Raw genomic sequence first — 18,597 nt, 5'->3', positions numbered from 1 at the left:
ACAATAATTTTTATTCAATTATATACCTTTGCAATGCAATTATAATTGAGGCTGTTTTTCCTTCATTGATTGGGCATTTTTATAAAACACCACAAATCGTAGATTCAGCGTGGCTAAATGCACAAATTTGCACATCACAACAGACCATTGTGGTTATAATATCCATTTATGAAGAATCCAAGTCAACAAAACTATATTTCTCAAGTCTCAATTGATTGCGTGATTTTTGGCTACCATGAGCGACAACTCAAAGTCTTGATTCCTAAAATCAATTTCAAGGGTGACTTTTGGGCGCTACCTAGTGGGTTCGTGTATCAAGAAGAAGACATAGACCAGGCCGCCGAGCGCATTTTGCGCGATCGCACCGGCATCCAAGATATTTATTTGGAGCAATTTCGGGTGTTTGGCAAAGCAAGTAGAACCAATAAGCCCTTTCTTGATGAATTGATTGCCTTTAACTTCGATAAATTAAGTGTAAAAAATGAAGCTCAACAAGAATATGATTGGTTTACGAAGCGGTTTATTTCGATAGGGTACTATGCATTGGTGGACATCAACAAGGTTGTACCACAAAAAACAGATTTGGATGAATCCATAGAATGGTACAGCATTCATGAATTACCAAGGATGATTATGGACCACAGCGATATCGTCGATGAAGCCCTAAAAACGCTACAAAGCCACCTCGACGAAAAGATAAATGCGTTTAATTTGCTTCCAGAAACATTTACGATGAAAGAGGTTCAGGAAGTATATGAAGCCATTTGTGAAAAAACATTCGTCCGTACCAACTTTCAAAAAATGATTTTGGAATTAAACGTATTAGAACGCCTCGAAAAGAAATTTACGGGGGCGGCTAATAAAGCCCCCTATTTATATCGGTTTAAGAAGTGAGATGAAGATTATTCACCATTTTTTTACTCTATACCATTGGTGGTGTTCTCTCCGCCAACCCTTCTCAGTTTGAAGATAAGCAAGGGTACGGGGCCCTGCGGTGAAAACACCAAACTTAGTAAATCATACGTAAGCCCCACAGATTTTCGATTATAAAAGCTTAGTTTTAAAAATACAGTTTACAATCCTGTACTTTTCTCCATGGCGTCCGTGTATCTGGTCCCCATCACCTTTACTTCTTCAGAAGCTGCGGTTAACTCAGCCAATTCTGAAGCGGTAAAAGTGACATTAACCGCCGCGTTGTTTTCTGTCAAACGGTGCAATTTGGTAGTACCAGGAATAGGCACAATCCACGGTTTTTGCGCTAATACCCACGCTATTGCAATTTGAGCGTTTGTTGCCTCTTTTTCTTGAGCAAACCGTTCGATAACACCCAGTAAAGCTTTGTTAGAGACGCGTGCTTCTTGCGTATATCTTGGCAAAATATTACGAATGTCACCTTCGGCAAAGGTGGTGTTTTCGTCTATTTTTCCTGCCAAAAATCCTTTTCCAAGCGGACTGAAAGGAACAAAGCCGATGCCTAGTTCTTCAATAGTAGGAATGATTTCATTTTCGTGTTGGCGCGTCCAAAGCGAATATTCTGATTGTAAGGCCGTTATGGGCTGTATAGCATGGGCTTTGCGAATGGTGGTTGCTCCAGCTTCCGAAAGACCAAAATGTTTTACCTTACCTTCTTGAATCAAGTCTTTTACCGTACCAGCTACCTCTTCGATGGGCACGTTGGGGTCAACCCGGTGTTGGTAAAACAAATCAATTACCTCAATTTTGAGCCTTTTCATTGATTCTTCGGCTACTTTTCGGATGTTTTCGGGGCGCGAGTTTACGCCAGCCATTTTTCCATCTACAAAATTAAACCCGAATTTTGTAGCAATCACAGCTTCTCCTTTGAATGGAGCTAAGGCTTCGCCTACTAATTCTTCATTGGTATAAGGACCATACACCTCTGCAGTATCGAAAAAAGTAACGCCTTGCTCTACCGCCGCCCGAATCACTTTTATCATTTCTGATTTTTCGCCCGCTGGGCCATAGCCAAAACTCATTCCCATACAACCCAACCCAATAGCTGAAACTTCCAAATCTTTTCCCAGTATTCTCTTTTTCATTGTTGCTATCATTTAGTTTTAAACCGATAGATAATGTAAAATGGCCTAATCAGCTATAAATATTAAGCATTCCGAAACTTTACAGGGCTCATTTCCGTGTGCTTTTTAAAGAAATTATTAAAATAAGTCACTTCCGTAAAACCCAAAGAAAATGCAATTTCGGACACGTTCCATTTACTTTGCTTAAGCATGATTTTGGCTTCTCGCAAAAGCCGTTCGGCAATTAGATTTGAGGTAGTTTTACCACTGGTCTCTCTTACCGCCCGGTTGAGGTGGTTGACGTGAACATTCAACTGGTCAGCAAAATCGGAGGCGGTTCTTAGCTTAATTTCGGTATGGTTTTCGTCAATCGGGAACTGTCTTTCGAGTAGTTCCAAAAACAACCAATAGATTCGCTGTGAGGCATTGATAGGAAGCTGCTCAATGCGCGTCGATGGACGCGTTTTCATGGCATAATGAATCAACTCGTATATCAAGTTTCTGATGGCATCGTACTTATGAATGTATTCAGAACTGAGTTCAGCTTCCATTTTTTCATAAATCCCGCATAGATGCTCAAATTGAGCATCGTCTAATTCAAAAACGTGCGTACCCGTTGGCTGAAACACCTCATACTGAATCAGATTGCCAAATTGGTTAAAAAAAACAGTATTGAATATCACATAAAACCCAGATACTTCCTCATTTATATGCTCCCATTTGTAGGGAATAAATGGGTTTGAAAAAACAAGTGCCTGCTTCTCGAATGAAAAAACCTTGTCGGCATAATGGATACGACTACCCCCTCGACAGAGCGTAACTTTAAAGAAGTCACGTCGGCGATACGGCACTGGTTTATTGGCAGGATGCGGCAACCGAAACATATTTACATGACCAATATCTTTACTCAGATTTTCAGGTATCCATTCAAATTTTCGATTATAAAAATCTTGCAAGGTTTCCGACTTTTCCATCATTTATTTTTTTATAATCAGTTGTCTATCCAACGAATAACCCAAACTTATGTTCCAATCGAATGATTTCCCTGCAATGTTAGTTTTAATTGGTTTATTGATGGTTGAACCAAGATAAAACGGCGTTTTTTTCGATAAAAGGGTAAAATTTGAGGCAAAATAATAACCATCTTTCTCATCTAATTTTAGATAAAACAATTGCGGATTGATTCGAAATGAGAGGTTTTTATTAATTGAAATAGTGGAAACAGCCCTCAAAGAAACCAAAGCGGTATGATTGGTGGCATCATCGCTAACGCCTTTGGCGTATAAACTAAATAAGTTGATGCTGTTGTTTTTATTGATCATAAAATTGGAAGTATACTCAACTGGAATCACCCTCGAAACCGCCAAAGTATTTTTAACGTCGGGGGTTGTTTCATACGCAAGCACCCGAAACGGCACGGCAGGAAAGTGAGTGCCAATGGAGGCTTGAAAGCGATTTTGGTTGATGATTTTATAGCGCCAAATAAAAATAAATGACCAGGGACGCCCATCTTTTAGGGCAAAACGAAACTCTGGCTCGAAACTAAACCGTTTACCACCATTGATGTTAAAGTTAAAAATAGCGGCGGGTTTTCCTAGCGAAAAAGCCGGAATAAACGAAAATCCATTATTGGTTAGGCTGGCAGCTCCTCTGAAATTGATAATTTTTGAGATACTATCGGTATCTTGTGCAAAGGAAATTTGAAGGGTAATTGTAAGGAAAAGTGTCAGAATTATCTTTTGGAGGATGTTTTTTGTAAAAGAATAAATCATTAGTCCTATTTTGAAAATTTTTGTTGCTGCAAAAGTAGCAGCACTTCGTGCCATATTTTAACACTTTTCAAATCAAAACTTACAAAAATCAAACAATAAAACACCCGTAAAAAGCGCTGATTTTCAACAACTCAGCACTTCGACAAAATGATTTTGAACGTATTTTCTCAACTACTCAAGGCTTGTTTGTTTTTACCTCGGATAATCCAACGGCCGACGCCAAAAATTGTCAATCCAGTCAGGGCACAGCCCGCCATTACGCCAGTCATAGGTAAGCTGGTTCCGTTGCTTAATACGCTCACGAGCGCCGCTGCCAGCGACGCAAGGCCCATTTGCAAAGCCCCCAACAGCGCCGATGCTCTGCCTGCTTCTTTTGAAAAAGGGGCCAAAGAGAGTGCTGAAGAGTTGGGAAAACTAAACCCTTGACAGCACAGAAACAAAAAGATGAGCGAGATAGAGTTGTATAAATTGAGCCAGTTAAAAAAGCTCAAACTACACAGAATGATGCCTAGTGTGGTTTGAATCAACAACGCGGCCTTAATAATCTGCTCAGAGTGGTATCTGCGAAGTAATAAATTATTTAGTTGGCTACTAAGAATCAGCCCCCCCGCCAGCAACCCAAAAATCCAGCCGTATTGCTGTTCGGTTACTTTAAAAATCTTCATAAACACAAAAGGTGACCCCGACAAATAGGCATACACCCCACCCGCTACCATTGAACCCGCAACCGCATACGTAAAGAACTGGGGATTAGTGAAAATATTTACAAAACTTGGAATAATGTGCTTTGGCAATAGCGAAACAGAAGCGTCAGGTTGTTTACTTTCGGCCAAGACAAACACTACGGCCAACAATAACAATAAGCCCATAACCCCTTGCAGCCAAAACACTGAATGCCAACCCCACGCGCTAATCATATAACTCCCAACAGTGGGCGCAATAATGGGCGATACCCCAAGGATGAGAATCAAAGTAGAAAATATTTTGACACTTTCCTGGATGGGGAAACTATCTCTCACAATGGCCCTCGGCGCAACCATGCCCACACAACCGCCCAAGGCTTGTAAGAAGCGTAATGCAATCAGCAGCTCGATTGAAGTAGCCACGGCACAACCTATCGATGCAAAAAAGTAAATGACCAGACCGATCGTCAAAGGTGTTTTGCGACCAAAACGGTCTAGCAAGGGGCCGTAGATTAATTGGCCTACCGAAATACCGATAAAAAAACTGGATAATGAGTAAGAAACATCTTCCACTGTCACTTTCAAATCGGCCGCTATACTGGGGAAGCCCGACAAATAGGTATCAATCGAAAATGGGCCAATGGCCGAAAGTAAGCCCAAAATCAAAATTAACAATGAACGTTTATTTTGATTAACTGCCGTTACCTCTAAGTTCATTCAAGCTTGCGTTAGGTGAATTTTTCAAAAAAACGAAAGTGACGGAGCTTGAAGTCCTTGACAAGTTCCTAATCTGCCACCGTTTATGGTAAACCAAGGCAGTCTTAAAATGGTGCCCTTTGCTTTTGCCAGTATTTTCAATCGCAAAATTTATGGGCCGTCAAAGCACGCCTAAAAACGCAGCTTTTACACCACAAAATTAGGAGATTGGTGGGTATTCTTATGAACACAATTCAAAGCAATAATTACGAAAATCAAACAATTAATTTGCTGGGGGGGAGGAAACACTAACATCGGTAGAAACGTACACAATGCCATTATTTATTTTTAAAGTATTTGTTATTAATGTTATAAACCAACCCAATACTCCACAAAAAGTCTCTTCCCTTAATTTCAGATTTAATAGTTTTACTAATATTTGCTGAAATAGAAACAGGTAAATTAGTCTTTGCCAAGCCTAAACTTGCATTGAAATACGTTCCTGCGGCTTGGTCTTGTTTTAAGTAATAAAACTGCTGAACAAATGAAAAATTGAGTTGATTTGTTAGCTTAAGATTTGAAATGATTGCCTTTATTGCCACAAAATGACCATATTGAATTAAATCCTTGGTCAATCCATGCGAACCTAAATAATATAACCCCAGCCCTACCTTCTTGTTCAAATGGTAAGTGGGGCTGGCTTCCCAAGCTACATACCGTTGGGCGGTCGTCAATTCTTTGCTGATACCATTGACAGTAACGGTTTCGGCCCTAAACAAAAATGCAGGGTGAGCACCTATTCCCATCGAGAATTTTTTATTGGCAATCAACTTGTACCTAAACCAAAAAACAAACGTCCAAGGTTTTCCATCTAAACCAAAGCGGAACATTGGATCGAAGCTCAGGCGTCCTTTTCCCATCGACAAATCAAACAAGGCTGCAGGCTTGTTTAAAGAGAAGCTGGGCACGAGCGAAATCCCATTGTTGGTAGCGGTGATTTGGCCGCTAAAAAAACTGGGCGCTTGGGTGGTATCTACCGTTTGGGTAAAAGCAGAATAAAGGGGAAACAAAATACAAAACAGGAGGAGTTTTCTCATTATTTTAAAAATCAGTCGTTGGGGCTGCTTATTCCGTTCATTTTTAATTGATTATCATTATCTGACGGACAAAGTTCTTTCTATTTTTTAATTAGACTCATACCCGTATTACGGTATCATTTACCATTTTTACCGATTTAGAAACGCTACCCAAAAAGCATTGACTATTTATCGTATTTTTGAATCAATAGCATTTAGAAATCATGGAGAAAATCGAAAAACTAGCAAGCGTCACGCAGTTTAATTCTCGTAGAGGACAAGAAACTTTGCATCCTTTGGTAAGTGTACTTGACCAATCAAAATCGGTGAAAATTCAGGCCAATAAATATCTTTCAGAGATATATGTTATTTTTTTGAAAGATGTAAAATGCGAAGAAATGACCTACGGACGCAATCAATACGATTATCAAGATGAGACGTTGATTTTCATTGCTCCAGAGCAGGTTTTTGGATTTAATTTACCCGACCAAATACTGGTACAGCCCACGGGCTGGGCCTTGGTGTTTCATCCTGACTTTATTCGTGGCACATCCTTGGGTAGAACAATCAAGGAATACGGTTTTTTCTCCTACGATGTCAATGAAGCCTTGCACATTTCGGAGCGAGAACGACAGATTGTTTTGGAATGCTTCAAAAAAATAAAAGAAGAGTTAGAACGTGGCATCGACAAGCACAGCAAAATGTTGATAGTGAGCAACATTGAGTTATTTCTCAACTACTGTATTCGTTTCTTTGACCGTCAGTTTATTACCCGAGAAAACATAAACAAAGATATTTTGGCACGATTTGAGAACTTACTGAATGAATATTTTGAATCTAACCAGCCCCAACTCGTGGGTTTGCCCTCGGTAGCCTATTGTGCCGAAAAACTGAATCTATCAGCCAACTATTTTGGCGATTTGGTAAAGAAAGAAACGGGCAAATCTGCATTAGAATATATACAAGCCAAAGTGATTGGCCTTGCCCAAGAAAAGATTTTTGATTCCAACAAATCCATCAGCGAAATCGCCTACGAAATAGGCTATAAATACCCCCAGCATTTTACGAGACTTTTTAAGCAGCGCATGGGGATGTCGCCATTGGAGTATAGATTACGCAACTAATAATCACGGATACTTTTATGCCTTTGCAGATAAAAACACCTGCAAAGGCATAAAAATATTACTTCACCACATTCACCTTCACCTCGCCAATAATCCCCGAATGCACCAACGGTGAGTCTTTGCGATAAAAAGGCATGGTCGTAAAAGTTGTCTTTTGTTTGACATCAGGCTGGGCATCCCCAACGAGTCGGTTTACCCAAGTGTTTGTGACATTGACCCGAATGGCATTGTCACCTGCTTTTATTGCTTCGGTAATGTCCAACTTAAACGGCGTCTTCCAAGCAGTACCCACATTTTTACCATTGACAACCACTTCGGCGATGTTTTTGACGTCGCCTAAATCAACGACATATTTAGCCGCTTTGTCAACAGATGTTACTTTGAATGTATTTTCATAACTCGCGGTTCCCGAGAAATATTTAACATCGACATCGGTATTCTCTGTCCAAGAAATAAGCTTGTCAAACGCCACATTTTTATCATTAAAACTCACTTTCCAAGGGCTGGAAATCGGGGTCAATGTCGTTTCTTTGGTGGCAGGTTTAATATAACTATTGGCTGTTGTCTTTTCTTTAAAAATGACAAAGAAAGCATCCCAAGATTCAAAGTTTAGCGGAACAATAGTGCGGCCTTCTTTGATTTGATAACTTACTTTTTCGGTTTTGCCAGTTTGGGCATTCCAGAGTTCGGGCACTTTGCCCGTTACCCGGAAACTCACTTCGGCCGGAGTTGCATTTGCACTGCGGTTGTTGAGCCAATAAATATCTTGGTCGGCTGCCTGACGGTGACGATACAGAATCTTGTTTTGCGCTTTGCTAATAATCACATCTTCGCTCACGTTCTGCACCTTCAACGCCTCGGCCACGGAGCCTTTCAAGACGTTGGGGCTACCCCAAACCTCGTTGACGATGGCTTGAAACTCGCTCTGATTGTCGGCCAAACTTGGCGACTGTTCGGGCTTTGTACCCGCTACCTTCGCACCTGCTTTTACCAAATCACGTAGTTTTTTCAACACGGGCAAGGTCATGTATTTGGCGGTTTCGTCGAGCACCAACAAACTGTACGTATTGCCACTTTGAGCCACCAATTTCCCATTTTTTACCTGAATGGCGTTGATGAGGGCCGATGAATTGGCAAAATCATACTCGTAGCCCGACGGAACGGCGGGGAGTTTTTCGCGACTAATCCACGTGATATTATTGTTTTCACCATAGTAATATAAAATATCAGCCACGTTACGACCCTGTTGGAGCATGTAACAGCTACGCCCTAAATACGACATCCACGCCTTACCGCCTGCTTCGGCCCAGGTTTCTTGGCGGGTGAAATACTGGCCAAATGGTCCCAGAGAAAACCCAGGTTTTTTATCATCAAGTGGCTGATGAACAGACGTATGAATCACAAAACGGTTCAGGCCTGAAGCCATCTCCAAATCGGCCGTACGTTTGAGGCGTTCGGGATATTCCTGAAAAGGTTTACCTACGGAGGTCATAGATTCGGCGGCCACAAACGGCTTTCCATAAATATTGGCAACCGATGCTGATTCTCTGATGTCAGCTTCGCTGCGAACCTCTTCGTCGGCCCCTCCTGCCAGACTGCCTGGTGTCCACATAGCCGACATCGGAATCTCGGAGTTACGTTTGACATCCATGCCATCGGCCAAATAAATACGCCCCCCTTCGTGCGACTCCGTGTAGCGTTTCATGCCTCTTTTGTTCAACTCTTCGCCAATGACATCATAGTGATTTTCGGCAATGAGCTCCCCGATGGTCTTTCTAAAATCCCACAAAAACTTTTCACTAGCTTCTTCATTTTTGACGATTCGCCCCGTCAGTACGGGCATCCAAGGCACGATACTGTATCCGCGTCTTTTCTGAAATTCTTCAGGAAATGCTTTGGTCCAGTTCATGTGGCCAGCTTCGTAGCTATCCAACACCATGTATTGTAAGCCTTTAGCCCCCATCATACCACCCGTGGCATCTTTGTACATATCCAGATAGGTGTTGATGTATTTTCTGACGGCTTCTTTATCCAATTTATCCACTTCCAAGCCCGTTGCTTCAGGCGAGGCGGGATGGTTTTGACGGCCCGTCAGTGAATACCCCAAACGGATAACCGTCCAAGTTCCTGCGGGCGCAGTCCAGTTCAACGTGCCATCTGCACTCATTTTTGAGGTCACATCCACTACATCTTCCGTAGGAATAGCATCGGCTACGCTGCCTGTACTTATTTTACCATTTTCTCGCCACGGCGAAAACCCTGCTTTGTCTTCTACTTGATCAATACGGGCGGTATTGTAGAGCACAAATTCGGCTACGTGTACCCCGTCCGATTTGGCAGGAGCGCTGGGGTTGCCCATTAGACCCCCAAACGGATTTCCCGCGGGCGGGAGTGTTTTTATCGCGATTCGCCAATATTTAGCCGTTGTAGGTACAAAAGCTACCGTATTGAAAGGCACGGTACTGCCTGATACTTTGGCAATTTCTCGAAAATTGACCCCATCATCGCTTACTTTTAAGCTACGGTTTTCGGGGTTTCCTCTAAATTCGCTCAGGGCACCTTCTATCGCGCCAGCAATCGCAAATGCCTTAAACGTTTGGGGCGATTCAAATTCGTACTGAATCCACATATCTTGACCTACTTCCATCGGAGGGATAAATTCGGCCTTGGCCAAATCGCCATCACTTAGGTCAGTCAGGGTAAAACTTCCGCCACTTGAAGTGACTTTGGGATTCAGTTCGGCGAATGGCTTATCTATTTTAGGCAAACGATACGCAATCACCAAAGCATCTTGGTAAAAGTTAGGTTTTTCGCCCACAAATCCCCCCGTAAGCCCTCCCGCACCAATCAGTACATTCTGAAACTTCCCGATTACGTCAGCAGGTCGGGGCAATTTTACCGAAAAAGCCTTTCCACCTTCAATGCGTGTTTCCGTCCAAACGTATTTCTTCATAGCATCTTTGGGTTCCACCCAAGGGCCACCCGTCACGCTCCAACCTGGCGAACCCGCAATGGCCATTTCTAGCCCTTTTTGGTCGGCCGTTTGGGTCATAAACTTGAAGGCGTCTTTCCAGTCGGGTGTCATAAAAACCAGTTTTTTGGGCACAACTACGGGCGTAAAAAGATTGGCATCAAAATTCTGAAAACCACCAATACCCACGCGGCTCATCCATTCCAAGTCTTTTTGGATACCTTCTTTGGTGATATTGCCGTTCATCCAATGCCACCAAACCCTTGGTTTTGCCGAGCTCGGGGGAGTTTGAAACGCTGTTTTGTCTTGGGCATAGCCCCCTAAGCTCAATAGCGCAAGCAGGGCTACAATCGGTTTTTTATTTTTTTTCATTTCAGTTTTAAGCGTTGAAATTTGCCCTTTCAGGTGTTTTTCCCCTGAAAAATAAAATAGTTAGCGATAAGGTTGTTGGCGGTGAGAACACTACCAACGGCACAATACCACCAAAGCATAGAAAGCACTTATTTAGGGAAAAATGGTCGAGGTAAATCCAACGTTTTATAGTAGTAATTAACCATTTGTTTTAAAGATGTGAGGTTATTGGGTTGCTCTTTTGTGTCTCTCTCAAACATGACATACCCATTAAACCTTTGGTGTTTTAATTCCGCAAAAACCGCGGGAAAGTCCACCACTCCCGTACCTACAGGCACATCTTGAATTTTATTGTTATTGTATTCAGCAATGTCTTTGAGGTGTATTCCAATAATTTTACCCTCCAATTTTTTTAACGCATCTACGGGGTTTATCCCTGATTTTGGATAATGCCCCAAATCAGGACAAGCGCCAAAATTTGGGTGGCCTTTGAGGGCAGCCAACACCGAATCAGGGTGCCAGTAAATGCTATTTTCTTTCCAATGATTATGAAGGGCTACTTTAATACCATAAATTCCCGCCAAGCTATCTACGCTATCCCACATGTTATGGGGAGGTTCTCCCGTCACGTATTTTACCCCAAAGGCTTTTGCAACCTCAAAATCTCGTTTCCAATCAGCCACATTTTTGCCTCCAACGACGTAGATAGACTCCATTTTAAGCCCTTGGTCCGCCACTTTTTTCTTTAGATTTTGAATACCCGCCGGTGAAAGTTTAAATAACACGGTGTCTTTTAACTCTTTACCTGATTTGGCAAACACAAAGCCTTCTACGTATTTTAGAGAAGCACTGTCGGCATAGGCCAACTGCTCTGGAAACGACATGGTACTAAAAGTATATAAAGCCACGCCCAGTTTCCAATCAACTGCTTTAGAAGTAGGTTTATCTGCCGCCTTTTTGGCACCAGACTGCGCACTTAAAGTCAATGAAAAGCAGCCGTTTAACACGATACTCAACACCGCCGCAGTTAAAAAGTGGATTTGATATTTTCTTTTCATTTTTTGGGATTTTTTGTCTTTATATGCGTTTTTTTACCAGCGAATAAAATGGTTATTGATAAAGGTGTTGGCGGTGAGAACACCCGCCAACGGCATGAATGGTTTTATTTTTTCTTTTTCTAAATATTGAATTGATTCACACCCTCTTTCAAAGCAATGGTTTTCCCTTTCCAAACCAAGTTGCCTGATATGTTTTTGGGCAGTTCTATCCGAATCTTCCATTTACCATTTTCCAATTTATAGCTGGCCGAAATGTTTCCCTTTGGGTGCGGCATCGTTCCGTTTATATCAGTCATCTGCCCTAAATGCGGGGTAATCTTTACTTTTGAAAATGCCAAGCCATCGCTATCTATTCCGAGAATTGTTCGGTAAAATTCGATGTTGGGGCTTGAACCCCAAGCGTGGCAATCAGAGCGAGTTTTGTCTACATCTGAGGTTTCGGCCCAAGTGGTAAGTCCCATTTGAATATTTTCGCGCCATTTATCCAGCCATTTCAAATAGTCATTTCCTTTGCCTGCTTTTATCAGTGCCTGATGCAAATAATACTTAAAATAGATAGAAGCAGGGGCAAGTTTGGTGTTGGTAATGAGCTGATTTGCAATCTCATTCGCCTCTTGTGGCGTAGCCATTCCCGTTAGAATAGCCAGCGAATTGGTATGTTGTGAAAACTCATCTTTCTCTTCACGGTCAGCAAACAGTTTTTTTGTGCCGTCCCAATATTTAGCTCTGATGGTGTTTTTTAAAGTTGCAATTTCCTTTTGGTACTGAGTGGCAAAGGCAGGATTACCCAGTTTGGTTTCTAAATCTGACGCAACTTGATACGCCCAAAGCAATTGAAAATCAAGCACGGCAGAAGTGCCGTTGGCGCTCATTGGCCCAGCACCTGCCCGCCATTCTTTGAAATTATCCACCCAATCGGTAAACATCCATTGAGGAGTGTTTTTTAGCCGCCCATCGGCTTGTTGGTAGCTTTTGAAATAGTCTAAAATTTGACGAGTACCACTTATTTTGCTTTTAACAAACTCTACATCAGCCCCATAACGGGCGTAGTCTTGCAGCATACCGATATACCAAAGCGAAAACGTAGGGATAAATTGCGGGGTGTAAGAGGGATGTCGGCTCAGGGTTACGCCTTCGGGTGTTCGAGAAAAATCCATGAGATTGATGGCATTTTTTACCAGTCGGTCGTCGCCACTGTTGTAGAGCGACACCAATGCCTGTATGCGGCCATCGCCTATGTATTGGAGCTGCTCATAATAGGGGCAATCCATATAGGTTTCATACGCACAAAGGCGAGCGGTACGCCAACCAATTTCCAGCATCTTGTCCATTTCGGGCTGATTGGCAGACATCTGGGCGTTCATTTTAAAAGGATAACCTGTAAATGTACCGTAAATATCATTTAGGGTAATTGCCTCATTTTGAGTAACAATACTCAGTTGCAAGTAGCGATAAGTGCGGTAGGTAAGGCTGGTAAATTTCTGATTTTGGCTTCCATCCGAAACCAAGCTATCGGCACGACCCACAAAGGTTTTGCCGGCAGTTTCGTTTCTATTGCCTTTACCCCCCGATTTTGTAAAGAGTGCTTCGGCGTATCTCAATGTAATGGTAGCAGCTTTGCCTCCACTAAATTCTACATTTGGATAGGCGTTGGTGAGGTAGCTTTGGTCTAAAATGATATTTACTTTTGAGTTGGCAGGTATCAGCACCTCTGATTTTTTGGCGGGAAAATCAGCAGGCAAGGTTGTAATACCTTCGTTACTAACGACTTTGGCTAACCGCTCATCTTTCAACTCCATTTGAGGAATGATAGATGGCACAAGCATCCAGCCACTCATCGTACCAAAAGCGCCTAAAATATTTTTGGGGACTCCTCCACCCACTGGCCTTGCTTTTTGCCAATTTTTATCGTCAAAGCCTTCACTTTGCCAATTTTTAGGGCTTAAAGCCATGTTACGAACCTCGCCAGCCCCAGCTACATAATAGCCCCTAGTTCTAAAAACCAAAGGAGCAAAGCTGTTGTCTTTCTCACAAAGCCAAGTGTTATTGGTATTGATGGCCGACTCCGCCGAGGTAGCACCTTGCAAAATAAAGCCTGTTCGGTAAGTAATCTGAGCTTCAGGTTTAAATTCTCCCTCATTCCAAACTTGGGCCGCTACAATGTTTTTGCCTGCTTTTAAATAAGACGCAATGTCCACAGTTTCATAATTCCAATGGGCAATATCGCCACGGGCAGGGCCCATTGAAACCAATTTTTCGTTCACAAAAAGTTTGTAACGATTATCTCCCGAAACATGAATTTTAAAATTGTTGGGTTTTGCGGCCAAATCAATGGTTTTGCGGAACATATACACGCCATACCCATCGGTGGTGGCATTGGGCACGGTAATCCATTGTGCGTGCCAGCGTTTATTGATAACATCAGGCTCTCCAGCGGGGGGGCCAAACTGAGCCTTTACAAAAATTGACGTTAGTGTTACTAAAAGTAAGGCAAGTACAAATACTTTTTTCATGATGAATGGATTTGACTTAAATTTTCATGATACATTTATTTTCAATCAATCCTACTTCAATTCTTTTTTCAGAAAAGCCATCACTTTCATTCGTATTTCATCTACATCGTACATTTTGCCAAAGTGAGGGGCATCTTTAACGATGATGAGTTCATTTGCAACCCCGTTGGTCGTTAGCCAAGCACTCAACAACTGCGAATGACGGGGAGAAACCAAGTTGTCTTTTTCGCCGTGAATCAATAGAAATGGAGGGTCGTTTTTGTCAACGTAGGTTACGGGACTCGCCGTTTTTGCCAAGTCGGGACGGGCAAGCGGTGCCGCGCCAATGAGCAGTCCTTCGGGTGATTTGGCGTCGTCGGCGCCAGGAAATAAAATCAATTCGGCAGGCCCGTAAAAGTCAACCACGGCTTTGATTTTGAATTTCGCGACTTGCTTATTCACATAAAAATCAGGCACTTTGTTGTTGTGGGCCAATCCCAAAAGCGATGCCAAATGCCCGCCCGCCGAGAATCCCATCAAGGCGATTCGGTTTTTATCCAAGCCATATTTTTCGGCATTGTCGTATAAAAAAGACACGGCACGATTACAATCTTGGATTTGGGCCGGAAAAGTAGCTTGCGTAGCCCAACGATAATCTATTGACGCTATGGCAATACCATTGTTTATCAAGGCCGATACGGTATTACCCATGTAGCCAATATCTGCTGTTTTGTCATTTCCAATCCATCCGCCTCCGTGAATAAAAACCACCAAAGGCAGATTTTTGGGCGCATTGGCGGGCAAATAAATATCCATCAAATGCTTTTTGAGCGTATCACCATTGTACGGAACATCCCCGTACAATACCGTTCCTTCGGGAAAAAGTTTTAACACACGGTTGGTTTGCGGTTGGGCATTAACAAAAAACGACTGTAACAGCAGCAGTGTAACAAAGCATAAAAGTTTGATTTTCATTTGGTTAGCAATATTTAAAGGGTACATTTTCTATCAAAAGCGAAGACCGCATAGATATATTTCCACTCAAAAATGACGGAATGTCTAATCATCATTGAGTGGGTTTATTTCTAACATTAGTACAAGTTTATAGCGCTTTTGTACAGAAAGTATCCTGAACTCACCTGTATTGACCCAAAATGAGACAATAATCAAAAATAAAGGCGTCAATCACTCTAAGTCCCAAAGAAGCAATGATTTAATACCCAAGTGGGCCGTTCTCTAACAATATTGTCACACTAAGTCGCAAAGACGCAGTGATTGAATGCCCAAACTGGCCGTTTTCCAATAATTCTGTCATTTTTACAGCTTTGATGGTTCTTTCAATTTCATCACGAAAACCAAGCCGATTAACGCCAATGCCGCCGCCACCCAAAGAAAAGCCGAGGGGTTGATTTTGTCGGAAAGGACGCCCGCCAAGGCCGGCACCATTACTCCTCCTACAATTTCTGCAATGGCCGTAATAAACCCTAACGCCTTGGCTTTCAAATGGTCAGGCACCGACTCGGAAGGCAGTACAGCCGCCACTATGGGGAGTAGTCCCATCATAAAATAAGTCAGAAACATGGCTGGAAGATGCAACACCGAACCCGCCAAAAAATAGACTGCAAAAGGATAAAAAATGCCCACTGTCATAAAAACCATAATCACTTTTTTACGGCCAATTTTATCCGACAACGCTGGAACAATAATTGACGAAAGTAGGCCCGACACCCCCAAAAGGCCCATGGTTTTCCCCATTTGGTCGGCAGACATTCCCTGAGAATTGACAAAATAATTGGAGATAAACGGCAGTGTAGCAAACCACCACCCAAACACACAGCAAGCCGCCCCGATGCCCCATTTGATGTTGTTGTATTGTAACAATTCGGCGATATTGAGGGTGGATTTCTCTGGGGTTTGCACACTTTCAGCGGTTGATTTTTTGACGAATTTCCATGCCAATAGTCCTAAAATTAACCCTGGCGCACCCGCCACAAAAAAGGCATTTCGCCACCCTATATTTTCGGCAATTTGCACCAAAATAACGGGAGCCAAAATAGACCCAAACAAAGCAGAACCTACCCCTTGCAAAATCCCTGCGTTTATGCCCAGTCGGTGAGGAGAAGATTCGCGCTCCACAAAGTTTTGGGCCAACGGAATCACGGGTCCTTCGGCAAAACCCATGATGAGGCGGGCTATCAGCAACGTAACAAACGAAACCGCCCAACCAGAGCCAAATGAACAAAGAGAGAAGGTAAAAACGGCGGCAATGAAAACGAGTTTTTTCTTATTTTTGGTTTCAGCCCATGCCGTAGAGAAAAAACTCGAAAATGCCCACGCTAATGACAACGCCCCCGCCAAAAGTCCGATTTGCGTGTTGTTGAGTTGAAGATCTTTGGCTACGTAAGGCATCAAAAAATTAAGCGCCAAGCGGTCGAAAAATAGGCACCCAAATGTGAGCGCCATCAACAACACAATGCCATTTTCGTACGTAAAAAATCCTTTTTTCATGTTTAATGCGAGGTTTAGAGTTTATTCTTTTTTAAATGAGCAAGTCAGACGGCAGGCATCCATTAAAATCTATACAATCTGATTTTAAGGGTTGTGATTTTATCTCCCGGCAAACTTGCCTTTTGCTCATCGCCATTCCAGCGCTTGGTAACTACAAATTTGTCATTTTCAAACTCACCTTCTTCAATGGACAGAAAACCCAAATGCTCAAAATTGATGCCCTCTTTCAACTCGAAATGCAGTTTTACGCCATAGCCAACCACATAAAATTCATCAGCGGCATTCTGAATCAGGATGGCCGCGCCAATCTCTTCGGGAAGCGCCCCAAACGGCCCCGCAGGCATGGCTTTTGCTTTGTCTTCTTTTGTTTCAGAAGTAGTTGGGCCAAACGACATTTTGGCTTTCCCTTCATTTTCCAACGATTTCCCAAAATCAATGCTGAACCCCAGTTTTCGTGAACTCGTTGCCGTTAGTTTATAATCCCCCATTTTTATTTCCTGACTCTCTTTGACGGGATTGAGGTATACCGCCTTCATTTTCTCGCTACCGTAATTTTGGGTAATTGTCCCCACCATTTGAGAAAAAGCTTGGTAAGTACTTTTCAACAGATTCAGATTATTGATGTTTTCTTTGCTTTTCATTCGTTCGCCGTCAATGCCAAAGGGCGCAAAGCCCAAAGCATTGTATTTCCCAATGGCGTACAAAGCCCCCGCAGGCATCAGGGAACTTTCAGGGATAAACAGCGTATTACCACCAAAAGTATAGGCATCAAAAAGTTCGTCGTACTCAATTGTGTATACATTGGGTGAGTAAAAATCCAGCGCCTTCCCTCCTGCCCGATACGCATCCAATACGTGCGGATTGATGGTTCCGTGCGGATAAAAACCGCGTTTGTTGTAGAGCCAACCGTTACAAAACGCGGGCAAATCGTATTTTTTTCTACCTTCGGCAGTGATATAATTGATGTATTTTGAATAATGGTAAGCCATAAACAATTCTTCGGTGTAGTGCTTATATTCGCCCTGTTCGGTACTTTTTCCTAAGACCTCCTCCCACGTCCCTTTGGTTTTATAGCCGTTGTCGGCCCATGCTTTTTCTAGCGCTGGGAACAATTTTCCCTTGTTGATTTTGAGGTAGTTTAACATATCGTCAGGAATGGCACTTTGCCATGCTTTTAAAGCTAACGGAGACAAATCCCGGTAGTTTTCAAAACAGCCCGGCTCATTTTCCACCTGCGTCATAATGACCGTGTGCTGCTTATCCACTTCTTTGAGGTGTTGCATTAGAGCGGTATATGCTTTTGCATCGGCATTCCTATTTTCTTCACTAAATGGCGACAAGATTTCGAGGGTCTTGCCATTTTCGAGGGTGTATCTTTGAAAACGTTGGGGATTGGTTTTTACCCATTCGGGCACGTAAGTCGAAGCTGTACTTTTCCAACTTCCAAACCATACCAACACGATTTTTAAATTCTCTTTTTTAGCGCCTTCAATCGCCGCATCTACCAATTCAAAATTGTATTTGCCTTCCACAGGCTCCAGCAATTCCCAATACGCATACGCCAAAACCGTATTGAGGTGTAGGTCTTTCATTTCTTTCCACACCTTTTGTAAGGCGGCTTTGTCGGAGCCAGTCGAATTATGGAGTTCTCCCCCCAAAATAATGAAGGGTTTCCCGTCCACCATTAGCTTCGGTGCTTTACCCGATTTGTCCAAATAAGGGAGTTGGGAAAACAGCAGGGTGGTGCTCCATGCTAAAGCAAAGGTTAAGACAATTTTTAAGGGGGCTTTCATAGAAGTTATCTATTGTGTTTTCGGGATATTAATGAAC

Annotated in this window: 13 protein-coding genes; 2 read left to right on the top strand and 11 right to left on the bottom strand. The window is 42.6% G+C overall.

What is annotated here, in order from left to right; genetic code table 11:
- Positions 1-168: 168 nt before the first annotated feature.
- Positions 169-894 carry an NrtR DNA-binding winged helix domain-containing protein gene (locus tag GVN20_RS18285; RefSeq protein ID WP_166559726.1) on the top strand — a complete coding sequence of 242 codons (726 nt, stop codon included), beginning with the start codon at positions 169-171 and terminating at the stop codon, positions 892-894.
- Between the two features lie 179 nt (positions 895-1,073).
- Here the strand turns inward: GVN20_RS18285 and GVN20_RS18280 are convergent, their stop codons facing one another.
- From GVN20_RS18280 to GVN20_RS18260, 5 genes are all read right to left on the bottom strand, one after another.
- The gene (locus tag GVN20_RS18280) at positions 1,074-2,057 is read right to left on the bottom strand and encodes an aldo/keto reductase (RefSeq protein WP_166559725.1); all 984 of its coding nucleotides are present in this window, start codon (positions 2,055-2,057) and stop codon (positions 1,074-1,076) included.
- Between the two features lie 62 nt (positions 2,058-2,119).
- On the bottom strand, positions 2,120-3,010 hold the full coding sequence (locus tag GVN20_RS18275) for an AraC family transcriptional regulator (RefSeq protein WP_166559777.1): 891 nt from the start codon (positions 3,008-3,010) through the stop codon (positions 2,120-2,122).
- A gap of 3 nt (positions 3,011-3,013) precedes the next feature.
- Positions 3,014-3,808, bottom strand: a complete 795-nt coding sequence (locus GVN20_RS18270) for a hypothetical protein (protein ID WP_206023309.1) — start codon at positions 3,806-3,808, stop codon at positions 3,014-3,016.
- A 167-nt stretch (positions 3,809-3,975) separates the two neighbouring features.
- Positions 3,976-5,208 carry a multidrug effflux MFS transporter gene (locus GVN20_RS18265; RefSeq protein ID WP_166559723.1) on the bottom strand — a complete coding sequence of 411 codons (1,233 nt, stop codon included), beginning with the start codon at positions 5,206-5,208 and terminating at the stop codon, positions 3,976-3,978.
- Between the two features lie 317 nt (positions 5,209-5,525).
- A complete protein-coding gene (locus tag GVN20_RS18260) occupies positions 5,526-6,284 on the bottom strand; it encodes a hypothetical protein (RefSeq protein WP_166559722.1) in 759 nt (252 codons plus the stop codon).
- A 203-nt stretch (positions 6,285-6,487) separates the two neighbouring features.
- On the opposite strand from GVN20_RS18260, the gene GVN20_RS18255 reads away from it, so the two are divergent.
- Positions 6,488-7,387 carry an AraC family transcriptional regulator gene (locus tag GVN20_RS18255; protein ID WP_166559721.1) on the top strand — a complete coding sequence of 300 codons (900 nt, stop codon included), beginning with the start codon at positions 6,488-6,490 and terminating at the stop codon, positions 7,385-7,387.
- Positions 7,388-7,445: 58 nt separating this feature from the next.
- Here the strand turns inward: GVN20_RS18255 and GVN20_RS18250 are convergent, their stop codons facing one another.
- The 6 genes from GVN20_RS18250 to GVN20_RS18225 form a co-directional block, all read right to left on the bottom strand.
- A complete protein-coding gene (locus GVN20_RS18250) occupies positions 7,446-10,730 on the bottom strand; it encodes a glycosyl hydrolase (RefSeq protein WP_166559720.1) in 3,285 nt (1,094 codons plus the stop codon).
- 128 nt (positions 10,731-10,858) lie between these two features.
- Positions 10,859-11,767 carry a sugar phosphate isomerase/epimerase gene (locus tag GVN20_RS18245; protein ID WP_166559719.1) on the bottom strand — a complete coding sequence of 303 codons (909 nt, stop codon included), beginning with the start codon at positions 11,765-11,767 and terminating at the stop codon, positions 10,859-10,861.
- A gap of 119 nt (positions 11,768-11,886) precedes the next feature.
- Positions 11,887-14,280 carry an alpha-L-rhamnosidase N-terminal domain-containing protein gene (locus tag GVN20_RS18240; RefSeq protein WP_166559718.1) on the bottom strand — a complete coding sequence of 798 codons (2,394 nt, stop codon included), beginning with the start codon at positions 14,278-14,280 and terminating at the stop codon, positions 11,887-11,889.
- Positions 14,281-14,331: 51 nt separating this feature from the next.
- On the bottom strand, positions 14,332-15,234 hold the full coding sequence (locus GVN20_RS18235) for an alpha/beta hydrolase (RefSeq protein ID WP_166559717.1): 903 nt from the start codon (positions 15,232-15,234) through the stop codon (positions 14,332-14,334).
- 342 nt (positions 15,235-15,576) lie between these two features.
- Complete coding sequence (locus tag GVN20_RS18230) at positions 15,577-16,767, bottom strand: MFS transporter (protein ID WP_166559716.1); 1,191 nt, start codon at positions 16,765-16,767, stop codon at positions 15,577-15,579.
- A gap of 62 nt (positions 16,768-16,829) precedes the next feature.
- Positions 16,830-18,560, bottom strand: a complete 1,731-nt coding sequence (locus GVN20_RS18225) for a DUF5597 domain-containing protein (protein WP_166559715.1) — start codon at positions 18,558-18,560, stop codon at positions 16,830-16,832.
- Positions 18,561-18,597 lie beyond the last annotated feature (37 nt).

Source organism: Runella sp. CRIBMP (assembly GCF_009905605.1).
Classification (GTDB): domain Bacteria; phylum Bacteroidota; class Bacteroidia; order Cytophagales; family Spirosomataceae; genus Runella.
Note: the sequence above shows the minus strand (reverse complement) of the source record. Positions and strands in the feature narration are given on the sequence as shown.